The sequence below is a fragment of the Synechococcus sp. A10-1-5-9 genome, assembly GCF_047716785.1.
Taxonomy (GTDB): domain Bacteria; phylum Cyanobacteriota; class Cyanobacteriia; order PCC-6307; family Cyanobiaceae; genus Synechococcus_C.
The window spans coordinates 1800176-1819137 of record NZ_CP180406.1; the positions used below are offsets into that span (position 1 = coordinate 1800176).

Annotated in this window: 18 protein-coding genes; 3 read left to right on the plus strand and 15 right to left on the minus strand. The window is 58.2% G+C overall.

The features are described from left to right. Window positions 1-109 precede the first annotated feature (109 nt). Genes ACLM45_RS09765 through queC form a run of 3 tightly spaced genes read right to left on the minus strand, consistent with a single transcriptional unit; the run spans window position 110 to window position 2927 of the window. A complete protein-coding gene (locus ACLM45_RS09765) occupies window positions 110-946 on the minus strand; it encodes an aminotransferase class IV (protein WP_415409056.1) in 837 nt (278 codons plus the stop codon). After that, window positions 943-2250, minus strand: a complete 1308-nt coding sequence (locus ACLM45_RS09770; protein WP_415409058.1) for an anthranilate synthase component I family protein — start codon at window positions 2248-2250, stop codon at window positions 943-945. The genes ACLM45_RS09765 and ACLM45_RS09770 overlap by 4 nt, the downstream gene beginning before the upstream one ends. Beyond that, on the minus strand, window positions 2247-2927 hold the full coding sequence (gene queC / locus ACLM45_RS09775) for a 7-cyano-7-deazaguanine synthase QueC (protein ID WP_038005315.1): 681 nt from the start codon (window positions 2925-2927) through the stop codon (window positions 2247-2249). The genes ACLM45_RS09770 and queC overlap by 4 nt, the downstream gene beginning before the upstream one ends. Window positions 2928-2960: 33 nt before the next feature. On the opposite strand from queC, the gene ACLM45_RS09780 reads away from it, so the two are divergent. Further along, window positions 2961-3503 (plus strand): ecotin family protein, encoded by a 543-nt coding sequence (locus ACLM45_RS09780; protein ID WP_006042782.1) that lies wholly within the window; start codon window positions 2961-2963, stop codon window positions 3501-3503. A gap of 16 nt (window positions 3504-3519) precedes the next feature. Here ACLM45_RS09780 and ACLM45_RS09785 read toward each other — a convergent pair whose 3' ends face one another. The 10 genes from ACLM45_RS09785 to gcvT all read right to left on the minus strand — a co-directional run bounded on the left by ACLM45_RS09785 (window position 3520) and on the right by gcvT (window position 16216). Continuing rightward, window positions 3520-4779 (minus strand): HlyD family secretion protein, encoded by a 1260-nt coding sequence (locus ACLM45_RS09785; RefSeq protein ID WP_006042783.1) that lies wholly within the window; start codon window positions 4777-4779, stop codon window positions 3520-3522. Window position 4780: 1 nt separating this feature from the next. Next, window positions 4781-7735 carry an ABC transporter transmembrane domain-containing protein gene (locus tag ACLM45_RS09790; RefSeq protein WP_415409060.1) on the minus strand — a complete coding sequence of 985 codons (2955 nt, stop codon included), beginning with the start codon at window positions 7733-7735 and terminating at the stop codon, window positions 4781-4783. After that, complete coding sequence (locus ACLM45_RS09795; RefSeq protein WP_415409062.1) at window positions 7732-8496, minus strand: peptidylprolyl isomerase; 765 nt, start codon at window positions 8494-8496, stop codon at window positions 7732-7734. Before ACLM45_RS09795 ends, ACLM45_RS09790 begins: the two co-directional genes overlap by 4 nt. Before the next feature lie 66 nt (window positions 8497-8562). Continuing rightward, a complete protein-coding gene (locus ACLM45_RS09800; protein WP_415409064.1) occupies window positions 8563-9147 on the minus strand; it encodes a M23 family metallopeptidase in 585 nt (194 codons plus the stop codon). A 39-nt stretch (window positions 9148-9186) separates the two neighbouring features. Next, complete coding sequence (locus ACLM45_RS09805; protein WP_415409066.1) at window positions 9187-9813, minus strand: 7-carboxy-7-deazaguanine synthase QueE; 627 nt, start codon at window positions 9811-9813, stop codon at window positions 9187-9189. After that, a complete protein-coding gene (locus ACLM45_RS09810) occupies window positions 9810-11441 on the minus strand; it encodes a CTP synthase (RefSeq protein ID WP_006042788.1) in 1632 nt (543 codons plus the stop codon). The genes ACLM45_RS09805 and ACLM45_RS09810 overlap by 4 nt, the downstream gene beginning before the upstream one ends. 59 nt (window positions 11442-11500) lie before the next feature. After that, window positions 11501-11983, minus strand: coding sequence for a Dps family protein (locus ACLM45_RS09815; protein ID WP_006042789.1), 483 nt, complete (start codon window positions 11981-11983; stop codon window positions 11501-11503). A 29-nt stretch (window positions 11984-12012) separates the two neighbouring features. Next, a complete protein-coding gene (locus ACLM45_RS09820) occupies window positions 12013-13143 on the minus strand; it encodes an RNA polymerase sigma factor, RpoD/SigA family (RefSeq protein WP_415409067.1) in 1131 nt (376 codons plus the stop codon). A gap of 80 nt (window positions 13144-13223) precedes the next feature. Next, a complete protein-coding gene (gene aspS / locus ACLM45_RS09825; protein WP_415409069.1) occupies window positions 13224-15059 on the minus strand; it encodes an aspartate--tRNA ligase in 1836 nt (611 codons plus the stop codon). 47 nt (window positions 15060-15106) lie between these two features. Next, window positions 15107-16216: a glycine cleavage system aminomethyltransferase GcvT gene (gene gcvT, locus ACLM45_RS09830; protein ID WP_415409070.1), complete on the minus strand. Its 1110-nt coding sequence runs from the start codon at window positions 16214-16216 to the stop codon at window positions 15107-15109. A 244-nt stretch (window positions 16217-16460) separates the two neighbouring features. On the opposite strand from gcvT, the gene ACLM45_RS09835 reads away from it, so the two are divergent. Together ACLM45_RS09835 and ACLM45_RS09840 are read left to right on the plus strand one after the other, a co-directional pair. Continuing rightward, entirely contained in the window at window positions 16461-16610 is a 150-nt protein-coding gene (locus ACLM45_RS09835; protein WP_415409072.1) for a hypothetical protein, read from the plus strand. A 118-nt stretch (window positions 16611-16728) separates the two neighbouring features. After that, complete coding sequence (locus ACLM45_RS09840; RefSeq protein ID WP_415409073.1) at window positions 16729-17109, plus strand: cyclic nucleotide-binding domain-containing protein; 381 nt, start codon at window positions 16729-16731, stop codon at window positions 17107-17109. Here the strand turns inward: ACLM45_RS09840 and speB are convergent. Continuing rightward, entirely contained in the window at window positions 17103-17987 is an 885-nt protein-coding gene (gene speB / locus ACLM45_RS09845) for an agmatinase (RefSeq protein ID WP_415409074.1), read from the minus strand. The genes ACLM45_RS09840 and speB overlap by 7 nt on opposite strands. Next, window positions 17984-18847, minus strand: a complete 864-nt coding sequence (speE, locus tag ACLM45_RS09850) for a polyamine aminopropyltransferase (RefSeq protein ID WP_006042796.1) — start codon at window positions 18845-18847, stop codon at window positions 17984-17986. Before speE ends, speB begins: the two co-directional genes overlap by 4 nt. Window positions 18848-18962: the final 115 nt, after the last annotated feature.

The window sequence follows — 18962 nt, forward strand, 5'->3', positions numbered from 1 at the left end:
ATCTGGGATGGGAGAAGGTTGGCAGATGCCATGGGGTGGCGCATGGAACAACCGCAAAAGCACGTTTTCGTGTTTTTTGGGTAACGAATTTAACGCTATTGCGTAACGCTTAGGCCTTCAAGAGTCCTCGCCAGAGTTGTTCTGGATTCGAGCACGGTCGCAGTGCCTGTTCATTCAGCATCTGCAGGGGCCGACAGCTCAGGCTGTTGATCAGCAGAGCTTGATCCCCGGTTTGAAGGTCGGGGCCAAGGTGCGCTTCCACGGCCAGACCCACCTCCAGAGCCCGGGCCCGCATCACCCCGGGCAAGCAGCCGCTGCTCAGAGGTGGTGTGAGCCACTCCTCCTGCCGCCGCACGAGCAGGTTGGCGCTGTCGCCGCAGCAGAGCTCTCCGCTGGTGTTGCGCAGCAGGGCCAGTTCAGCCCCGTGCGTTTGGGCTTCGCGGCGGGCCTGAATCGCCTGGCCGTAGGCAAAGGTTTTGCAACGGCTCAACCGGCTGGAGGCGTTGCGTTGCTCTTCAACGCTGATCCAGGCTTGGGCAGGTGTGAAGCAGGGGTGATGGCGCTGCAGGGTGAGCCAGAAGCAGTGTGCGTTGCGATCGGGTTGGCCAGGGGGCAGGCCAATGCCTCGGTTGGCTGCCTGGCCTCGGCTCCAGTTCAGCCGCAGGGTGCCGGCCCGGCCAGGCCTGTTGAGGTCTGCCTTGGCGATGCCCTCTTGAATCAGCGGTTGCAGCCAGGACTGGCATGGTGGCGCTGCCATGCCCAGAAGGGCTGCGCCGTGCTGCCAGCGCTGCAGATGAGCGCCTAGTAACTGGGCGTTCCCGTTGAGGATGAGCACGGTTTCGAACAGGCCGTCTGCGAGTTGCAATCCCCTGTCCGTCAAGGGGAGACCCAAGGTCTTGGCTTCGCGCCAGTGGCCGTTGATCCATCCCAGTACCGGAGCGCTCATGCCAGCGCCTCCAGCAGGGGCAGAAGTTTCCAGTCGAGTTCCTCGGCTTCCTCTGCAGGATCGGAGTCGGCCACGATCCCGCATCCCGCGTGCAGGCGGAGCTGGTGGTCCTTGCGCAGGAGGGAGCGAATCAGGATGTTGCTGTCGAAGCCGCCATCCCAGTCGATGTGCAGGATCGAGCCGCAGTAGGGGCCTCGACCCAGAGGCTCCAGCTCCTGCAGTCGCTGGCAGGCGCGCAGCTTGGGAGCGCCGGTGATCGAGCCCCCCGGCCAGCTGGCCTGCAGCAAATCCACCCAGGAGGTACCAGGACGCAAGTGGCCTGTCACCACTGAGGTGAGGTGATGCACTCGCGCATAGCTTTCAAGCCGCACCAGTTCCGGCACCTGAACGGATCCCGGTTCGCAGACGCGACCGAGATCGTTGCGCAGCAGATCCACGATCATCACGTTTTCGGCCCGGTCCTTGGCGCTGCACACCAGCTCCGCTGCGAGGGCATCGTCGATCAGAGGGTCGGCATCGCGTGGACGGGTGCCCTTGATCGGTCGTGTCTGCACAGAGCCCTCCGGATCCACTTGCAGGAACCGCTCCGGGGAGGTGGAGAGCACCGCTTCGCCGGCGGCCGCTCCGCTGCCGATCAGCACACCGCTGAACGGGGCCGGGCAGCGCCGACGCAGGCGTCCATACAGGTCCAGGTTGCTGATTGGGGCCTGCAGCTCAGTCGTGGCACAGCTGGTGAGATTCGCCTGGAACAGATCGCCGCTGGCGATCAGTTCCCGGATGCGAATCACGCCGGCCATGAAGGTGTTTCGATCGCTCTGGCGTTTCCAGGTGCAGCCCAGGGGATGTGGAGGGTCTTCAGGAACCGTGTCCTCGCCCAGGCTGCCTAGGAGGTTTTCCATTGCTGAGTAACGATCCGGGTCGACTCCTTCGAGAACAAGCTCTTCCGTACCGAGATCGAAGCGCAGGACAGGGTCATGGCGGGCAATCCAGAGGCTGGCCATGTGGTCCCTGCGCCAGGGGTTGCCGGGTTCCGTCCAGGCGGCAGCGTCAAAACTCAGCCAACCGGTCCAGTGTCCCGTCGTCAGCTCCCGCAGGGTGGTGAAGGGATTGCGGGCGTCGGCATCTCCAGGTAATCCGCGGCAACAGTGTTGCTCGACGGGGTCCACCGCAAGGGTGATGTTTCGCCCAAGGGCGCCGCCGTCGCCGTCGAGCCAGATCAGTCCCTGCTCACCGTGGCGTTGGGCGAGCGCTGCGGCGGCCCTGGCAGGATCAATCCAGCGCATTGGCCTGCGCAGCAGGGTCATCGTCTGGAGGGACTGCAGAGGTCGTCCCGACCGGCCGCGCTGAGGGCTGCATCGCGGATGCGACAACTGTCGCAGCGACCACAGGGCACGGCACCGCCGCTGTAACAGCTCCAAGTGCTCTCGATCGGCACACCGAGGCGCAGGGCTTCTTCCACGATGCGTTGTTTGCTCCACTCCACCAAAGGAGCCCAGAGCCTGGGCCCCCGGCCTTCCCTGCCGACTTTGCTGCTGAGATTGGCCAGAGTCTGGAAGGCACGCAGATAGTCAGGCCTGCAATCCGGATAGCCGGAGTAATCCACGGCATTGATGCCCAACACCACCTGCTCGGCACCGCGGGCTTCCGCCAGACTCAGCCCGATGCTGATGAACACCGTGTTGCGACCAGGCACATAGGTGCTGGGAATCGCATCCTCTTGAACCCCGTCAGTGGGGAGGGATAGCGTGGTATCTGTGAGGGATGACCCTCCCCAGCTGGCCAGGTTCACGCTGATGGTGTGATGTTCGAGCAGGTTCAGGGCCAGGGCAATCTCCTTGGCGGCCTGTAGCTCCCGGCGGTGGCGCTGGCCGTAGTCGAACGACAGACCGATCACGCGGCAGCCGGCTGCTTTGGCCAGCGCGGCGGCGGTGGCGGAGTCAAGCCCCCCGGAGAGCAGGGCGATCGCAGTGGTATCGGTCATGCTGGACATTCTGTTGCCGCGCTGGTGTCGACGATGGCGTTCACTCAGTCCCTGAAGACGATTTCCGGCTGTGGAATCTGGGCCTCACTGCTCCTGGTCAGCGGTCTGGAACCTGCGTCAGCGATTCCTCGCCTGAACCTGAGCGGTTATCCCCAACCCGCACCAGGTCTGCAGCGCTGGGTGATTCAGCCATCCGGGCTGCTGCCGAAGAGCAGTGATCCGACAGTGTCCTCCCATCCGCTCGACTGGCGCATTCAATTGATTGTGGGTCAGGAGGTGACATTGGACTGCAACCAAAAGCAGCTGTCTGGCCCTGGGATGACCATGCGCATGCTGCCGCAGGCTTCGGGTAAGGCCCTGTTCGAAGTGAAGGCACCGTTAAGGGTGATAAGTACAAAAATGGCCTGCTCTCCTGAACAGCCGGTGAAACGCTCGTTCCTTTCCCTCGGCCGTCAGCCCTACTTTGTGCCCTACAACCCATCTTGGCCGATTGTGGTGGATCTACCGAAGGGTGCAGAGTTGCGTTGGCGACTTTGGAAAGCGGAGACGTTGCAAAAAACAGCGATCAGCCTTTAAGTGATGACTGGCGTTGTCAAATTTGACGGAGCGAATCAGTTTTATTTTGGAAAGTTTGTAACAAGAGCTGGAGGTAGCTAACGCTGCGCAATTTGATATTGGCGGTTAAAGACATGCCTACTTGAAGGGGTAATTCTTTGCCGTCATTGAGTTTGAGTTGCTGACTGTCAAGCTTGATCGATGCCGGGTAGGTATATTCCTGGCGCATTTGTTGAGGGTCAGGCGCAAGGGCGTCAGAACCTACAGATTTTACGGTTCCAGAAAGCACACCGAAATCTGTGGCGGGGAAAGAATCGATGCTGATATCTGCAGATTGACCAGGACGTACAAAACCTATCTTGCTACTGGGGATCTCAACATCGGCTTCCAGGGTGTTGAAGGGCACGATTTTCATTGCCACCTCTGAAGACATCGCCATGGAGACATAGCCTGGATTATTGAGTTTTAGATCAAACACAATGCCATCGGCCGGTGAGCGAAGGGTCTGATTTTTATTGGTGACCCGCACATCGGTGAGATTTGCATTCAATTGAGCCCGCTCGCTGCGAAGTCCTGCCAGTTCTGCATTCAGTTGTTCAATTTGTTGGTCGATCAGGTTGATTTGACGACGACCATCTAATTCAAGCTTCGTGACTTCGCCCTTGATCTCCTCAACTCGGTTGCGCTGTTGGAGGTACTGGATGTCGGGGGTTGCTCCGATCTTTGCCAAACCTTCGAGGCGGTCGAGGATCTGTTTTTCAAGTTGGAGATTGGCGCGGGTGGTGCTCAATCCCTCTCGATTTAGATCGAGTGTTCGTTCCCTTTCCAGTAATTTGAGTTGAAACTGCTGTTCCTTTTGGATGATCTGGGAGGCTTTCTCTTCAACACCCTTGGTCAGTGATTTCAACTGTTCGGCTGTACTTTCCTGATCAAGGCGGATCAAAGCCTGTCCCTTTGTGACCCTTTGCCCGCCCTTGACGAGAATTTCCTCAACGATGCCACCGGGAGGGATGCGGACATCCTTCACGTTGCCTACGGGTTCAAGTTTTCCAGTTGCGATAACAACTTCTTCTGTTCTGGCGATGGCAAGCCAACCGATCCCGAGCACTGTGGTGCCAATGAGAGTCCAGGTGACTGATTTCATCCAAAAGCGGCTCTGCCGCAATACTGGTTCCTGATTGGAAACGTTTGTGACGCTGGTCTCGAGAGCGGAGCGGGCCTGTTGGATTAGCTTTCCACCTCGGTTTGATTGCTCCTGATCGTCAGGCTCTGGCAGGTTTTGAGGAGTCATCGTCATTTTAGTTGGAGTCCTGCTGGCGGTAGAGGGCGTAATAACGACCACGTTGATCCATTAATTCATCATGCGTTCCCTGTTCAACGACAGCACCCTGATGCATGACCACAATCAAATCTGCTCGGCGCACGGTGGTGAGTCGGTGAGTGATGAAAAAGACAGTACAGTCGTGTAGAGATTGAATGAGATTTTCGCAGACTTTTCTCTCTGTTTCGTAATCGAGAGCGCTTGTCGCCTCATCCATAACCAGGAGTTTGGGATTGGCCAGGAGGGTTCGTGCGATCGCAATACGTTGGCGCTGTCCGCCACTAAGTGAGGCACCTCGTTCTCCTACCGGAGTGCTGTATCCGGCAGGTAGATCCATAATGAAGTCGTGGGCACAAGCCACCTGGGCGGCTAAAACAATTTGTTCACTCGTGGAATCTGGTTCCGTGAGTGCGATGTTTTCACTGACGCTGCCTGAGAACAAGAGTGGGTCTTGTGGCACGATGCCAATCTGGCGTCGTAGAGAATAAAGTTCTACTTTGTCGATGTCATAACCATCAATCAGAATGCGGCCTTCGCTTGGTTTGTACAAACGAGGGAGGAGTTTCATTAATGTGCTTTTACCGCTTCCACTTTGTCCAACAATTCCAACGAAAGTTCCCTGTTTGATTTTTAGGGATACATTCGACAAAACCGGTGGAGTTCCAGGGGAGAAGCCGAACGTCAAATTGTCAAAATTGACAGCTCCTTCAATGGGGGGAAGAGGAACTTTAGCTTTGTCTTGATCATCTGATTCCTGAGGAGTGTCGATGACATCAGCAAGACGTTCAAAGCTCACCCTCAATTCCTGAATCGTTTGCCAGATGGATGAAAGCCTTAGCAGAGGCTGGGTCACATAGCCAGAAATAATTCTGAACGCAATTAGTTGACCCAGGGTTAAATCGCCTGAGAGAACAAGTGAGGCTCCAACCCACAAAACCAAAAGCTGTGAAATCTTTTGCAAGACCTGCGAAGTTTGGGTTAGCGCTGTTCCAGTAATTGTCTTTTCAAACGTTCTGTTAATGTATTGGCCATAGCGTTCCTGCCAAGTCCAACGGCTAATCATCTCGACGTTTTGACTCTTGACAGTCTGAATTCCGGTTAAAACCTCAACAAGATGACTCTGTGTGGAAGCATTTGCTTCCGCTGATTTTCGATATTGTCTTCGAAACAAAGGTGCTCCCAGCAATGTGAGTGCAACTTGAATGGGCAGTACTGCGAGTGCAATGAGGGTGAGAAGCCAGCTGTAAATCACCATCACGACGATATAGATCACCGAAAAGGCTGCATCTAATATCGTGGTGAGAGCTTGACCGGTGAGGAAATTGCGGATCTTTTCGAGCTCACTGACACGTGAGCCCAGTTCTCCTACCGGACGACGATCGAAATAGCCGAGAGGAAGCCTCAGTAAGTGGTCGATCACTTCAGCACCCAATCGTTGGTCAATTCGGTTCGTGGTTTCAGCGAACAGGTAAGTTTTGAGGCTTCCGAGAACGCCTTCCAGCAGGGTGACCGCAACAAGGGCGAAGCCCAAAACCTGCAGGGTGTCCAAGCTTCTCTGGTTGATCACCTTGTCGATGATCACCTGAATCAGAAGCGGGTTGGCCAAGGTGAACAGCTGGACAACGAAGCTGGCTGCCAACACCTGGATGAGAACACCTCGGTAACGGTTCAGGGCTGGCCAGAACCACGAAGGGCCAAACGTTTCTTCCGGGGTCGTGCTCGTGCGATCGAGAAGCAGAAGATCAATTCCCTCCGGGAAAGAACTCTCGAGCTGATCAGGAGTGATTTCAAGAAATCCTTGGCTGGGTGAGGCCAATACGAGGCCTCGCTGATCACTACGAATGGCGATTGCGAAGGATTGGCCCCATGGGATCAGGGTCGGTGTTTGCAAGCGCACCCCCATTGAGGCGGCCACTTTGGCGCCTGCAACGTGTAGTCCAAGACTGGCAGCAATTTGCCCGCAAAGACGCAGTGTTGGGGTTTGAGATCTTCGCACTTGATCACGAAGGACCCGCTCAATTGCATCGCGTCGGAACGGAAGCTTCATGAGCTTCGTGAGCATCTGGAAGCATGCCAAAGTCTCCTCAAGAGGACCTTCGCCAGCCACGAAAAAATCACGGCTTTGATCACCCTGTTGATTGAATCGACTCACCGGAGGGCTCAATGGCGCTTGCGGGATCAGATTTTGATCTGTGGCGTCACTGCTTGGTGAGCTAATCACCTCTGGTTCCAGCACTGCGGATGGTGCATGGACTTCGAAAATCTCTAAAGCCTCGTCAGGCAGGGCAATCAATCTCAGCGGAAAACCGTGAATATCTTTCGGCCAATCATGAATCGCATCGATGTCAGTAATTTCATCGCCGAGCTTGCCAAAACTTTCGTTTTCGGGACGGCTGGCAACAAAGAACCTCAGATTATTGTTAAAAGCGCTTTGGATGGTTGGGATGTCGTCAGCAATCAGGAGCTGAGCATCCTGTTTCAGTTCACTCAGCAAGCTCTTGGTTACATTGCAATGTTTTGGAGATCGGTTCGATAAAATGCAGAGTAGGTCAGCAAGTTCTGCATCCCAAAGCTTTTTTCTGCAGATGTCTGCAATGGCTTTGTCCTCATGAAGTAACGCCAGTAATTGGTCGTCGCTTAAAGACCTTGCGACAACTTCTGATGCGGCGCGTACTGTTTCACAACCGGCACCACGCAATAGCGAAACAACTCCGATGAAGCTGCCCGTTTCAAGTCGGTTCAGGGTGCTAAGTCGACCTTCTTCTTCGCCGAGTAATCGAGCGTTACCACTTTCTATGAGTAAAACTTGTCCAGGAATAAAACGCCTTTCGCAAATAGGTTGACCTAATTCGTATCGTTGTTGCTTGCCAAGTTCAAAGAATTTCTGGCTTAGTGGGGCTTCGCCTTCAACAATTGTCGTATTAGATGTCATGGTTTCGTAGCCACCTCTGAATTATGCCGACTATTGAGGGACGACAGAATTAAATTTGTTTCGATGCTCATCCAATTCTGAAGAAGCTCTGTGGCCATGCGCTGTCGCATTGTCTTGTCAAAATTGGCTTCCTGACGTTCTTCCAAGCGAGTCACAATCCACCATTGCTCGATTGGTATCGGCTCCAGAACAACTCCTATCTTGGCTGTGCGAAGAACATTGCGCAACGCTGGATGTGCACGCATCAGACTGGCAGGCCCCACTTTGCCGCGATTGTTTTTTTCTGGACCCTCGCTGTACTGCCTTGCCAGACTCTCGAAATCGGCTTCACCTGCTTCAAGTTGTAAATAAAGCTCGTGTGCTAGTCCGGAGTCTTGAACCCGCAATAGGCTGTATGTCGCTTGGTCAAGTGACTCCTTGCGCTCTAGGAAACGCGTTTCTGCCTGGGAGTCAAACCAGTCAATGGCAAGTTGAGAGAGTTTTGAGGGCAGGCTTACTTGTTCTAAAAGCTCTTCTTTGCTTAAAGCGTGTTCTTCCAGCCAGGTTTTAAGTTCTTTTTCATCTCGCAAGCCTTCTTGCTGACAATGATTTTTAAGGCAGTTCATGATCAACTCATTCGGGAGGTTGATGTTTTTTGTGGCTTCTTTTATGAATAGCCTTTGAACTAAAGATTTCAGAAGATCACAGCGGCGGAGCAGTTCAATGCTGTCGGCACCTAGGACAGCAAGAGAGGCTTCGACTTCAGTCTTGAAATTATCCATCGCTTTTGCTTTTCTAAAATTGTCTGACTAGAGTATAATGAGTATATCGGTTTAAGCTTTTCGTAACTAATCGAGAAGCGGGGCTAGATCCAGGGCATAAGCCTGCTGGCCTTGAAGGCGTCGCAGCTCTACGTGCAGATGATCTGTACTTGCTGATCCGCTGCGTCCAACGCGACCGATTTGCTCGCCGGCATGCACCAGCTGCCCTGGTCTCGCATCCGCTGTTTGCAGATGGGCGTACACGGTCTGCCAGCCACGGCCGTGGTCGATCAGAACCGTAAGGCCATAGCCACTGATGGCCTGGGCTAGGAGCACCCGGCCGGAGAGCATGGCGAGTACGGGTGTGGCAGCTGGAGCGATCAGGTCATGTCCAACATGCATCCGCCAGCGCTTGCGCTGGTCTGAGTAGCGCCAGCCATAGGGCTGCACTTCTTTGGCGCGCTCGTCGAGTGGATACCGCAGTTGGAGCGTCTCCCCTGGGCGGAACGGCCTGTGAGAGGTGGGTAGCTGCCGTGGCCGCGAGGAACTGAGCAGCGCCAGGTTGGAGACTCCTGTGCGCTTCGGGACCCGTTGTGGGGGTTGCGGTTGTGCGTGCCCGCGGAGCCCCTGTCCGATGGCCAGCATCAGTGCCATGAGCAGCGCCAGGCGCATGGGGGCATCCGGTGTTGATGACCTGCCGGTTGTATCGGCTCAACGCACCCCAAGCCACTTGTGACTTTGCAGGCTGAGTCTCCAGCGGCCATCGCGGCGTGCAGCATCGAGCGCCAGCTGTTGCCCTTCGGCACTCTCCCATCCGGGTTGCAGCAGCCAGGTGGCCTGCGGTGCCTGTGCTGCCACCACGTCAGCGAAGAGCAGGTCGGCGGGTTCATGAACCACCACTTTCAGTTCATGGCAGCGCCTCAGCAGCTCTGCCCGGGGAGGCGCGTGTCGTTTTGGCGAAAGGGTGATCCAGTCGGGATCGCCACTGAGCGGGTCAACACCGCTGGTTTCCAAATGCAGGGGCATACTGCGGAGAGAGCGCAGGGCCTGCGCAAGAGCGTCGAGGTTGTGATGCAGCGGTTCGCCGCCGGTGATCACCACAAAAGCCGCACCATCGCTTGCTGCAGCTGCTGCTTCTGTTGCAAGTCTGTTGATGGGCCGCAACGGATGTGAATCGGCTGGCCAGGAGTGTTTGGTATCGCACCAGCTGCAGCCAACACGGCATCCCGCCAGGCGGATGAAGAAAGCACTGCGGCCGGCATGGAGACCTTCTCCCTGGAGTGAGTGGAAAGTCTCCACCACAGGGAGAGAGCCGGAGGCCGGTGGATCCTGGCTCACGCTGTGGTTCTGATTTCGCTGGGACTGTTGGGCAGTCGTTGTTGGGCGGCTTCGATCAAGCCACGGAACAGGGGATGGGGTTGGCCCGGCCGGGAGAGGAATTCAGGGTGGTATTGGCAAGCAGTGAAGAACGGATGCTCCGGCAGTTCGATCAGTTCCACTAGGCGGCCGTCGGGAGAGCTGCCGCTGATCCGATACCCCGATTCAAGAAAGAGATTGCGGTAGGCATTGTTGAACTCGTAGCGATGACGGTGCCGCTCATACACCACTTCATCGCCATAGAGCCGATCGGCCATGGAGCCCTCGGCGATCCGGCAGGGGTACACCCCAAGGCGCATGGTGCCGCCCAGATCCACCACGTCCTGTTGTTCAGGCAGGAGATGAATCACCGGATGACTGGTGCCGGGCTCCAGTTCGGCGCTGGTGGCATCTGGCAAACCAGCCAGGTTGCGGGCCCATTCGATCACCGCGCACTGCATGCCCAGGCACAACCCCAGGAACGGAATGCGTTGTTCCCTGGCCCAGCGGATGGCCGCCACCTTGCCATCTACGCCACGGTTGCCGAAGCCACCTGGCACTACCACGGCATCCATCCCATGCAGTAGTGCATTAGCGCCACGGTTTTCGATCTCTTCTGCGCAGACCCAGTGCAGATCGAGGGAGGCATCTTGGGCCAGGCAGGCATGACGCAGGGCCTCGACCACCGAGAGATAGGCGTCATTGAGCTGCACGTACTTGCCAACCAGCGCCACCTTTACGGCCGGACCGGGGTTGCGCATCTTGTGCACCAACTGCTGCCATGCGCTCATATCGCTCTCATGGTCGGTGAGATTGAGAACATCCAGTACTTCTCGGCACAGCCCCTGTTCTTCGAGGGTCTGGGGCACGGCATAGATGCTGTCGGCATCGAGTGAGGGGATCACGGCCCGTTCGTGCACGCCACAGAATCCGCCAATCTTGCGTTTGAGTTCAGCGTTAATCTCTCGGTCGCTTCGGCACACCAGCACGTCCGGCTGGATACCGATCGAGCGCAGCTCCTTCACGGAGTGCTGGGTGGGTTTGGTTTTCAGTTCGCCGGAGGTGCCGATGTAAGGCAGCAATGTCACGTGGATGTAGGCCAGATCATGGCGACCCACATCGCCCCTGAATTCGCGGATGGCCTCGAGGAACGGCAGGGATTCGATGTCGCCGACTGTGCCGCCGATTTCTGTGATCACCACATCCGCATTGCTGTTGGCGGCCACGCGGTGAATGCGATCGCGGATCTCACCTGTGATGTGTGGGATCACTTGAACAGTGCCGCCGTTGTAGTCGCCCCGGCGTTCTTTGTTGATCACCGATTGATAGATCGAGCCCGTGGTCACGCTGTTGAGGCGAGACATTGCCGTGTCGGTGAAGCGTTCGTAATGGCCGAGGTCAAGATCGGTCTCGGCACCGTCCTCGGTGACGAATACCTCACCGTGCTGATACGGGCTCATGGTGCCTGGATCAACATTCAGGTAAGGATCCAGTTTCAGGATCGACACGCTGTACCCGCGTGACTTCAGCAACCGCCCAAGGCTGGCGGCCACGATGCCTTTGCCGATGCTGGAGACCACTCCACCGGTGACGAAGACGAACTTGGCCATGACCCCTCGGGCGATTCTTCAATGTACCGAGCACCCCAAGGGGTGAGGACCCCTTCGATTCATCCCTCCAGCAGGCTGCGCAACATCCAGGCTGTTTTCTCGTGAATCTGAAGGCGCTGGGTGAGCAGGTCGGCCGTGGGTTCATCACTGGCAGCCTCAGCCACTGGGAACACGCTGCGGGCCGTGCGGGCCACCGCTTCGTGGCCAGCTACCAGCTCTCGCACCATGTCGAGCGCTGCCGGTTTCTGATCGGCTTCCTTGATCGATGCCAAGCCAGCCAGGGTGGATCCGCCATGGGGTGCAACCACGCCCAGCGCCCGGATCCGCTCGGCGATCACATCAAGAGCATTCCAGAGTTCGGTGTACTGCTCCATGAACATCAGGTGCAGGGTGTTGAACATGGGACCTGTCACGTTCCAGTGGAAACCGTGGGTTTTGCCGTACAACACGTAGGTGTCCGCGAGCAAACGGCTGAGGCCTTCAGCGATCTCATTCCGTTGGGCTTCGGGAATACCGATGTCGATGGAGGGCGTGCTGGCCATGGTGTTACCGGTGATGTGGCGGTTCTAGCTCAGGAATCCAGTCCCTGGATGTAATCGCGCACCTTGGAGCGGCGCTGGGGTTGCCTCAGTTTGAGTAGGGCGCGTGTTTCGATCTGGCGCACTCGCTCCCGGGACAGGGCCATGGCCTCGCCGATCTCGGCAAGGGTCCGCGGTGTGTCGTCTTCGAGTCCAAAGCGACTGCGGATCACTTCGGCTTCCCGAGGGCTTAGTTCTTCCAGCAGATGTTCGAGATCATCGTGGAGTGAGTCCCGCGTGAGGGTCTGCTCTGGCGTCGCATGACCATCCTCCAGCAAGTCTCCGAGCTGGGTGTCCTGGTCTTTTCCCACGCGGGTCTCCAATGACACCGACCGCGGCACCCTGGCGAGGGTCTGACGCACGGTCTCCTCGCTGACCCCCAGCTCTTTCGCCAGGTCGCTCACGGATGCCAGACGCCCTCTCTCGCTGGCGATCTCCTGCTGCACGCGTTTGATCCGGTTCAGTTTTTCGGTGATGTGCACCGGCAGCCTGATCGTGCGGCTCTGGGTGGCGATCGCCCGGGTGATGCCTTGGCGAATCCACCAATAGGCGTAAGTGCTGAAGCGGAAACCGCGGGTGGGATCAAACTTCTCCACGGCCCTTTCCAGTCCAAGGGTGCCCTCCTGGACGAGATCCAGGAGCTCCATCCCACGCTGCTGGTATTTCTTGGCAACGGCCACCACAAGGCGCAGATTGGCTTGGATCATCCGGTCCCGGGCCCGGCGACCCTCGCGCAGTCGTTGTTGCAGTTCCTTGGTGTCCAGGCCACTTTCTTTAGCCCAGAGGGTGTAGCCCTCGTTCAGGAGTCGGTTGAGCTCACTGAGGGGTAGCTCCGCAGCCCGGGCCCATTCCTGGCGTGTTGGCCAGTGGCTGATGTGATTGGCCTCACGCTGCTGCAATTCCTCGAGATCCAGCAGCACCCGGATGGCTGCGATGCGCGTGCTGAGGTCACGCTCCTGCACAAGCAGTCGCTCCCGCTGCTGCACCTGGCGGGAGAGCGTCACTTCCTCTTCGCTGGTCAGGAGGTCAACGCGGCCGATGTCCTGGAGGTAGAGGCGCAACAAGTCGTTGCCGCCGCTCCAGCGGATCCGGGCCTTCCCCGTCGTTCGAGCCTTCTCAGACAATGAACCGGCACTTTCGGTATGAAGTCAGGTTCAGCTGTTTTGCTGACAAGTGCTCCGAACCGCCGGTTTCTGTTCGGGTTCTAGTCAGAGTCCCCTTCGGCTGGATCCACCCAGGTGCTGGCCACATGCAGTTCCTCCAGCTGTTTGTCGGCCACGCCCCCAGGGGCATTGGTCATCAGGCAGCGGGCCTGCTGGGTCTTGGGGAAGGCGATGGTGTCGCGGATTGATTCTTCCCCAGCCAGCAGCATCACCATGCGATCGATGCCGAAGGCCAGGCCACCATGGGGCGGGGCGCCCACATCGAGAGCATCCATCAGGAAGCCGAACTGCTTCTGAGCTTCTTCCAACGGCAGGCCAACAGTTTGCAAAACCTGGCGTTGCAAGGATGAGTCGTGGATGCGCAGGGAGCCACCGCCCAGCTCCAGGCCGTTGAGGACCAGGTCATAAGCCTGGGCCCGGGCGGTGGGAAGGGTTGTCTCCCATTCCGTCTCGTTGCTGCCGAGATCCTCTTGGTTCGGTGCACAGAAGGGATGGTGCAGTGCTTCGTAGCGGTTCTCTTCGCTGTTGAATTCGAACATCGGGAAATCCACCACCCAGAGGAAGTTCCACTGGTCGTTGTCCCGGTCGGGTTTCACCATGCCCAGCTCCTTGGCCAGGTACTGGCGCACCCGGTCGAGGGCCTTGTTCACCGTGGCGGTGTCGCCGGCGCCGAACAGCAGAAGGGTGCCGGGTTCCGCCCCGGTGCGGCTGAGCAGCTCCTGCTTCTGCTCGTCGCTGAGATTGTCCTTGATGGCGCCGATGGTGTCGATCTCACCGCCGTCGCGCACGCGGATGAAGGCCAGGCCACCGGCTCCGGCCGCCTGGGCTTCGCTGAACACATCGCCGCCGGGCTTGATCCGCACGTTGGAGAGGGCGTCGTTGCCACCGGGAACAGCAATGCACTTCACCGAACCGCCGGATTTCACGGCGCCGCTGAACACCTTGAAGCCCATGTCCTTGACGATGTCGGACACGTTGGTGAGCTCCATGCCGTAGCGGGTGTCTGGGCGGTCAGTGCCGTAGCGCTCCATGGCGTCATGCCAGGTCATGCGCGGGAAGGGGCGGGGCAGCTCGACGCCCTTCACTGCTTTCCAGATCGAACAGATCAGAGATTCATTCAGCTGCAGGATCTGCTCTTGATCCATGAAGCTCATCTCGATGTCCAGCTGGGTAAATTCCGGCTGACGATCAGCACGCAGGTCTTCGTCGCGGAAACAGCGGGCCACCTGGTAGTAGCGCTCGATGCCGCCCACCATCAGCAGTTGCTTGAACAGCTGTGGCGACTGGGGCAGGGCGAACCACTCACCACCACAGACACGGCTGGGCAGAACGTAGTCGCGGGCACCCTCGGGGGTCGAACGGGTGAGAACCGGGGTTTCGACTTCGATGAAGCCTTCGTTCTCCAGGAAACGGCGAGCGGCTTGGATCGTCTGAGCCCGCAGGCGCAGGTTGTCATTCATCCGCTTACGGCGCAGATCCAAATAGCGGTGGCGCAGCCGCAGTTCTTCGCGGGTGTTCTCCTCGTCGTGCACCGAAACGGGGAAGGGCAGATTGCCTTTCACGCTGTTGAGCACGCTGATGCCGCTGGCCAGCACCTCCACCGCGCCGGTGGCCAATTTCTCGTTGAGCGATTCAGCAGGGCGAGCCCGGACCTTGCCGCTGATCTGAAGCACGGTTTCGCTGCGCAGGTGTTCTGCGACAGCAAAGGCTTCAGCTCCCAGGTCGGGATCCACCGTGATCTGCACGGTGCCGGTGCGATCACGCAGGTCTATGAAAATCACACCACCGTGATCGCGTCGGCGATCTACCCATCCGCAGAGCTGCACGGTGTCGTCGATGTGCTGTTTGCGCAGGTCGCCGCAACCGTTGCTGCGCATGGGATCTCTCAACTCGTGACAGGAGATTTTCCCACAGCCCGGATCTCTTAGGGATGGCGGTAAAACGGACGTTTGACGACCGTGGCGGTTTGAATCTGGCCGCGGATTTCCACGCCAAGTTCCTGCCCCACCTTGGCCAGGTTGTTTGGAACGTAGGCGAGGGCAATCGCTTCCTGGAGTGTGGGTGACCAGCTGCCGCTGGTGATCGAACCGGCCTGTTCACCGTTGTGGATCACCGGGTAACCGTGGCGAGCAATGGCGCGTCCCTTCAGCTTCAGGCCCACCAGTCGACGGGATGGTCCGGTTTCAACAGCCCGCTCGAGGGCAGAACGGCCGGTGAAGGTCGCGGGCATCTCCAGGTGCACGAGCCACCCCAGGCCCGCCTCGAATGGCGTGGTGCCAGCGTCCATATCTTGGCCGTAGAGATGCATGGCGGCCTCCAGGCGAAGAGTGTCCCGTGCACCGAGGCCGCAGGGGGTCACTCCTTCCGCAACCAGACGGTTCCAGAGGCTCCGCCCGTCATCACGTCCGAGCAGCAGCTCCACGCCGTCTTCCCCGGTGTATCCGGTTCGGGCACAGAAAACAGGACGAGACAGACCCGGGACTTCAAACGTGCGGTGCGCGAAGCGGGGCAACTTCTTCAGGTCGACGCCGCTGAGGTGCTGCATCCATTCCAAGGCTTCAGGTCCTTGGAGGGCGAGCAAGACACCATCAGCCTTTTCATCGGTGATCTGCAGTCCCCAGGGCGTGAGCTGTTCTGTAATCCAGGCGGTATCGGCTGCAGCACAGGCGGCGTTGATCACCACGATCAAACTTGCTTTCCCATGGTCTGCGGTCGATTCGCCCAGGTCGTAGATGATCAGGTCGTCGCGGATCCCTCCGGATTCGTTGAGAAGCACGGAATAGCAGGCCTGCCCAGGGCCAATGCGATGCAGGTCGGTCGGTACCAGGGTTTGCAGGGCGTCCTTGGGGTTGATGCCGTGGATGCGCAGCACTCCCATATGAGAGATGTCGAACAGCCCCATCTTCTTCCGCACCGCTGTGTGCTCGTTGATCAGACCCGAGAACTGAACAGGCATGTCCCAGCCGGCAAACGGCACCATCCGGCCACCGTTAGTTACGCAGAGGTCATGGAGCGGGGTGCGGTGCAGATCCATGCCTGTTGAACGTATGCACGAAGGTTCAGTTGAATCCTATGGACGTCTTCGGAATTGCGTAGGAAGTGGAAGTAAAGCCGCAGATTGTCCTCTTTCGCTGGACCGCTTTCATAAGCGTCCTTATCTTTAGTTCTCCTTCTGGTGGGTGTGATTCTGCCGTCATCAACCTGCCAGTCTTGTGCACATTGCGCTGCGCCTTCGACCCATCAAGGCGGTTGGTGCCGCTTGCGTCATCTGCCCGTTCATGCCGAGCTGGCCCGTCTGGTTTGGTGCCATCACTGGACGGCTCAACGGCCATCTCTGCCTGAGCTGGGGCCTGGAAAAGCTCACCTCCCCAGGGGCGATCGCCAACTTGACCTTGGTGCTTCCATCGAGGGGGAGCTGTTTTCGGTGAATTCTTCTGGTTTGCTTTAAGGAAAGAATAATTGTCTTACTGGCAACATTCTCTTTCGCCTCTTCACTGGAAGATGGCTAATGATCTTCCATTGAGTCTGTTGCCAGCGACAACGACAATGCCGACTGCTGTGCAGCTGATTGCCGAGCATCGCAATCACGTTCAGTTGATCCTGCCTACCGGTAGCCTCCTGTTCACTCGTGGTACCCCTGCCAGGTCGATTTACGCGATTGAACGCGGTCTTGTTGAGTTATCGAGTGGGGGGCGCGATCGACTGCGTTACGGAGATGGTGAGATGTTTTTCTTTGAAGATCTCATCGGTGAGGCTCAGAGACACAGCCGAACCGCGACGGCCATCACGCCGATTCACGCTTTCTCGTTGGATCGCAACAGCTTTATGGAGCTGATCCATCAACACCCGACCCTGGTAATCACCCTGTTGGGCCGTCAGCACGCCAGGCTGAGGGAGCAGCGCATGGATGCGGCTCACTTTTATTGAGCCATCAGCAGCAGCAGGCTTCGGGTGACCTTGGCAGCGAGCACACTGCTGATGCCGCTGGGATCCAGTTGAGGGGCCAGTTCAACAACATCCGCGCCCACCAGGTGGTGATGTTGCAACTCATTGATCAGAACAGCGAAATCAGCCCAGGTGAATCCCCCGGGTTCAGGTGTTCCGGTGCCTGGCATCACCGCAGGGTCGAACCAGTCGAGATCCACGGTGAGGTAGATCGGTCGTCCGCGCAGATCGCTGAGCTTTTGGCTCATCTGACGCAGTGGAATCAAGCGGCCACTGCGATGCAGTTCTGAGAATTCCTCGGCCGTTCCGCTGCGGATGGCGATCTGAAGAAGATCGCCGCTCGGCAGCACGTCCAAGCAGCGGCGCATGGCGCAGGCGTGGCTGTGGCTTGCGCCGAGCCAGGACTGCCTCAGGTCTGCATGGGCATCGAGTTGCACCAGCACCAGATCAGGATGGTCTTTGGCCACAGCGGCTACGGCGCCAGAGCTAATGGAATGCTCTCCACCGAGCATCAGCGGTTTGAGGCCCAGGGCAAGAATTTCTGACGTTGCCCGTTTAACGGCCTCCACCACAGGCTCGGGTGCTCCGAAGGCGATGTTGAGTGTGCCGAGATCGGCGTAGTCCAGGGTGTCAAGGTCTCGATCGAGCTGCGGGCAGTACGTCTCCAGACCGGGGCTGACCTCGCGAATTGCTGCAGGGCCGAACCGGGTCCCAGGGCGGAACGATGTGGTTCCGTCATAGGGCACGCCGAATACACCGACCTGACAGCCGGATGGATCGCGGCGAGCGCCCATGAAGATCCCTCCGTCTTGGTCAAATAACTCCTCAGCTGCAAAGGTGTCCAATCCGTTTGTCTTCATGCGGAGAGCTCCCTCTCGATGCCGGCAGGGATGGCGTCAAAAGCGCCTTCTTGCCAGCGTGGACTCCAGATGTCACAGCCATCGCAGATCGCTGCGGCGCGTATGGGGTCGGGGTTGCGGTAGCGGGGACCGTCGCTGGCTGCGAAGGTCCAGCTCCACCAGCCGCTGGGATACATGGGAACCCAGCCATAGAGAGGGTCTGCGTAACCGAAGACCTCACGCAGCATCCGTACGGTTTCGATGTGAACGTCGCGGAACGCCTCCGGTGATTCGCTCTGGGTCGCGAACACTCCACCGGGCTTGAGAATGCGGCGGCAGTGCTGGAAGAAGCTGCGGTTGAACAACCCCTCGGCCGGCCCCGCAGGATCTGAACCATCCACCAGAACCACGTCGTAGCTGGCGTCTGAAGCCTGACTTACCCAGGCGATTCCGTCTCCCACGGTGAGCTGAAAGCGCGTGTCGCTCCAGCATCCCCCTCCGATGGCCCCCAGGTATTTCTGGCTGAGCTCCACGACCCGACCATCAATTTCAACAAGATCGACGTGCTTCACCTCCTTGTGACGCAGGCATTCACGAGCCGTTCCGCCATCGCCGCCGCCAATCACCAGGATCCGATCGATGGCGTTGGCCGCACAGAGGGCGGGATGGACCAGAGGCTCGTGATAGTGCCGTTCTTGATGTTCGGCTGTCATCCAACAGCCATCGAGTAAGAGCCCGTTTCCATAGCGATTGCTATGGATCACAGTGATGCGTTGGATGGTGCTCTGTTCGTCAACGATCACCTTGCCCTGGAGTCCGTAGCGCACCCCGTTGTGGTGTTCGTCGATCCAGTCGCATGCAGTCGAGGGGGCTTCGCTCATGATGTGGCGCCCAGGGTTTCCAGGTTCCAGCTAAGGGCACCACGGATTTGCCACCCCTGAGCGGTGGCCTCAGACTGATATCCACGACTCCGGCGGCGTCGTGGATGTCGCAAGG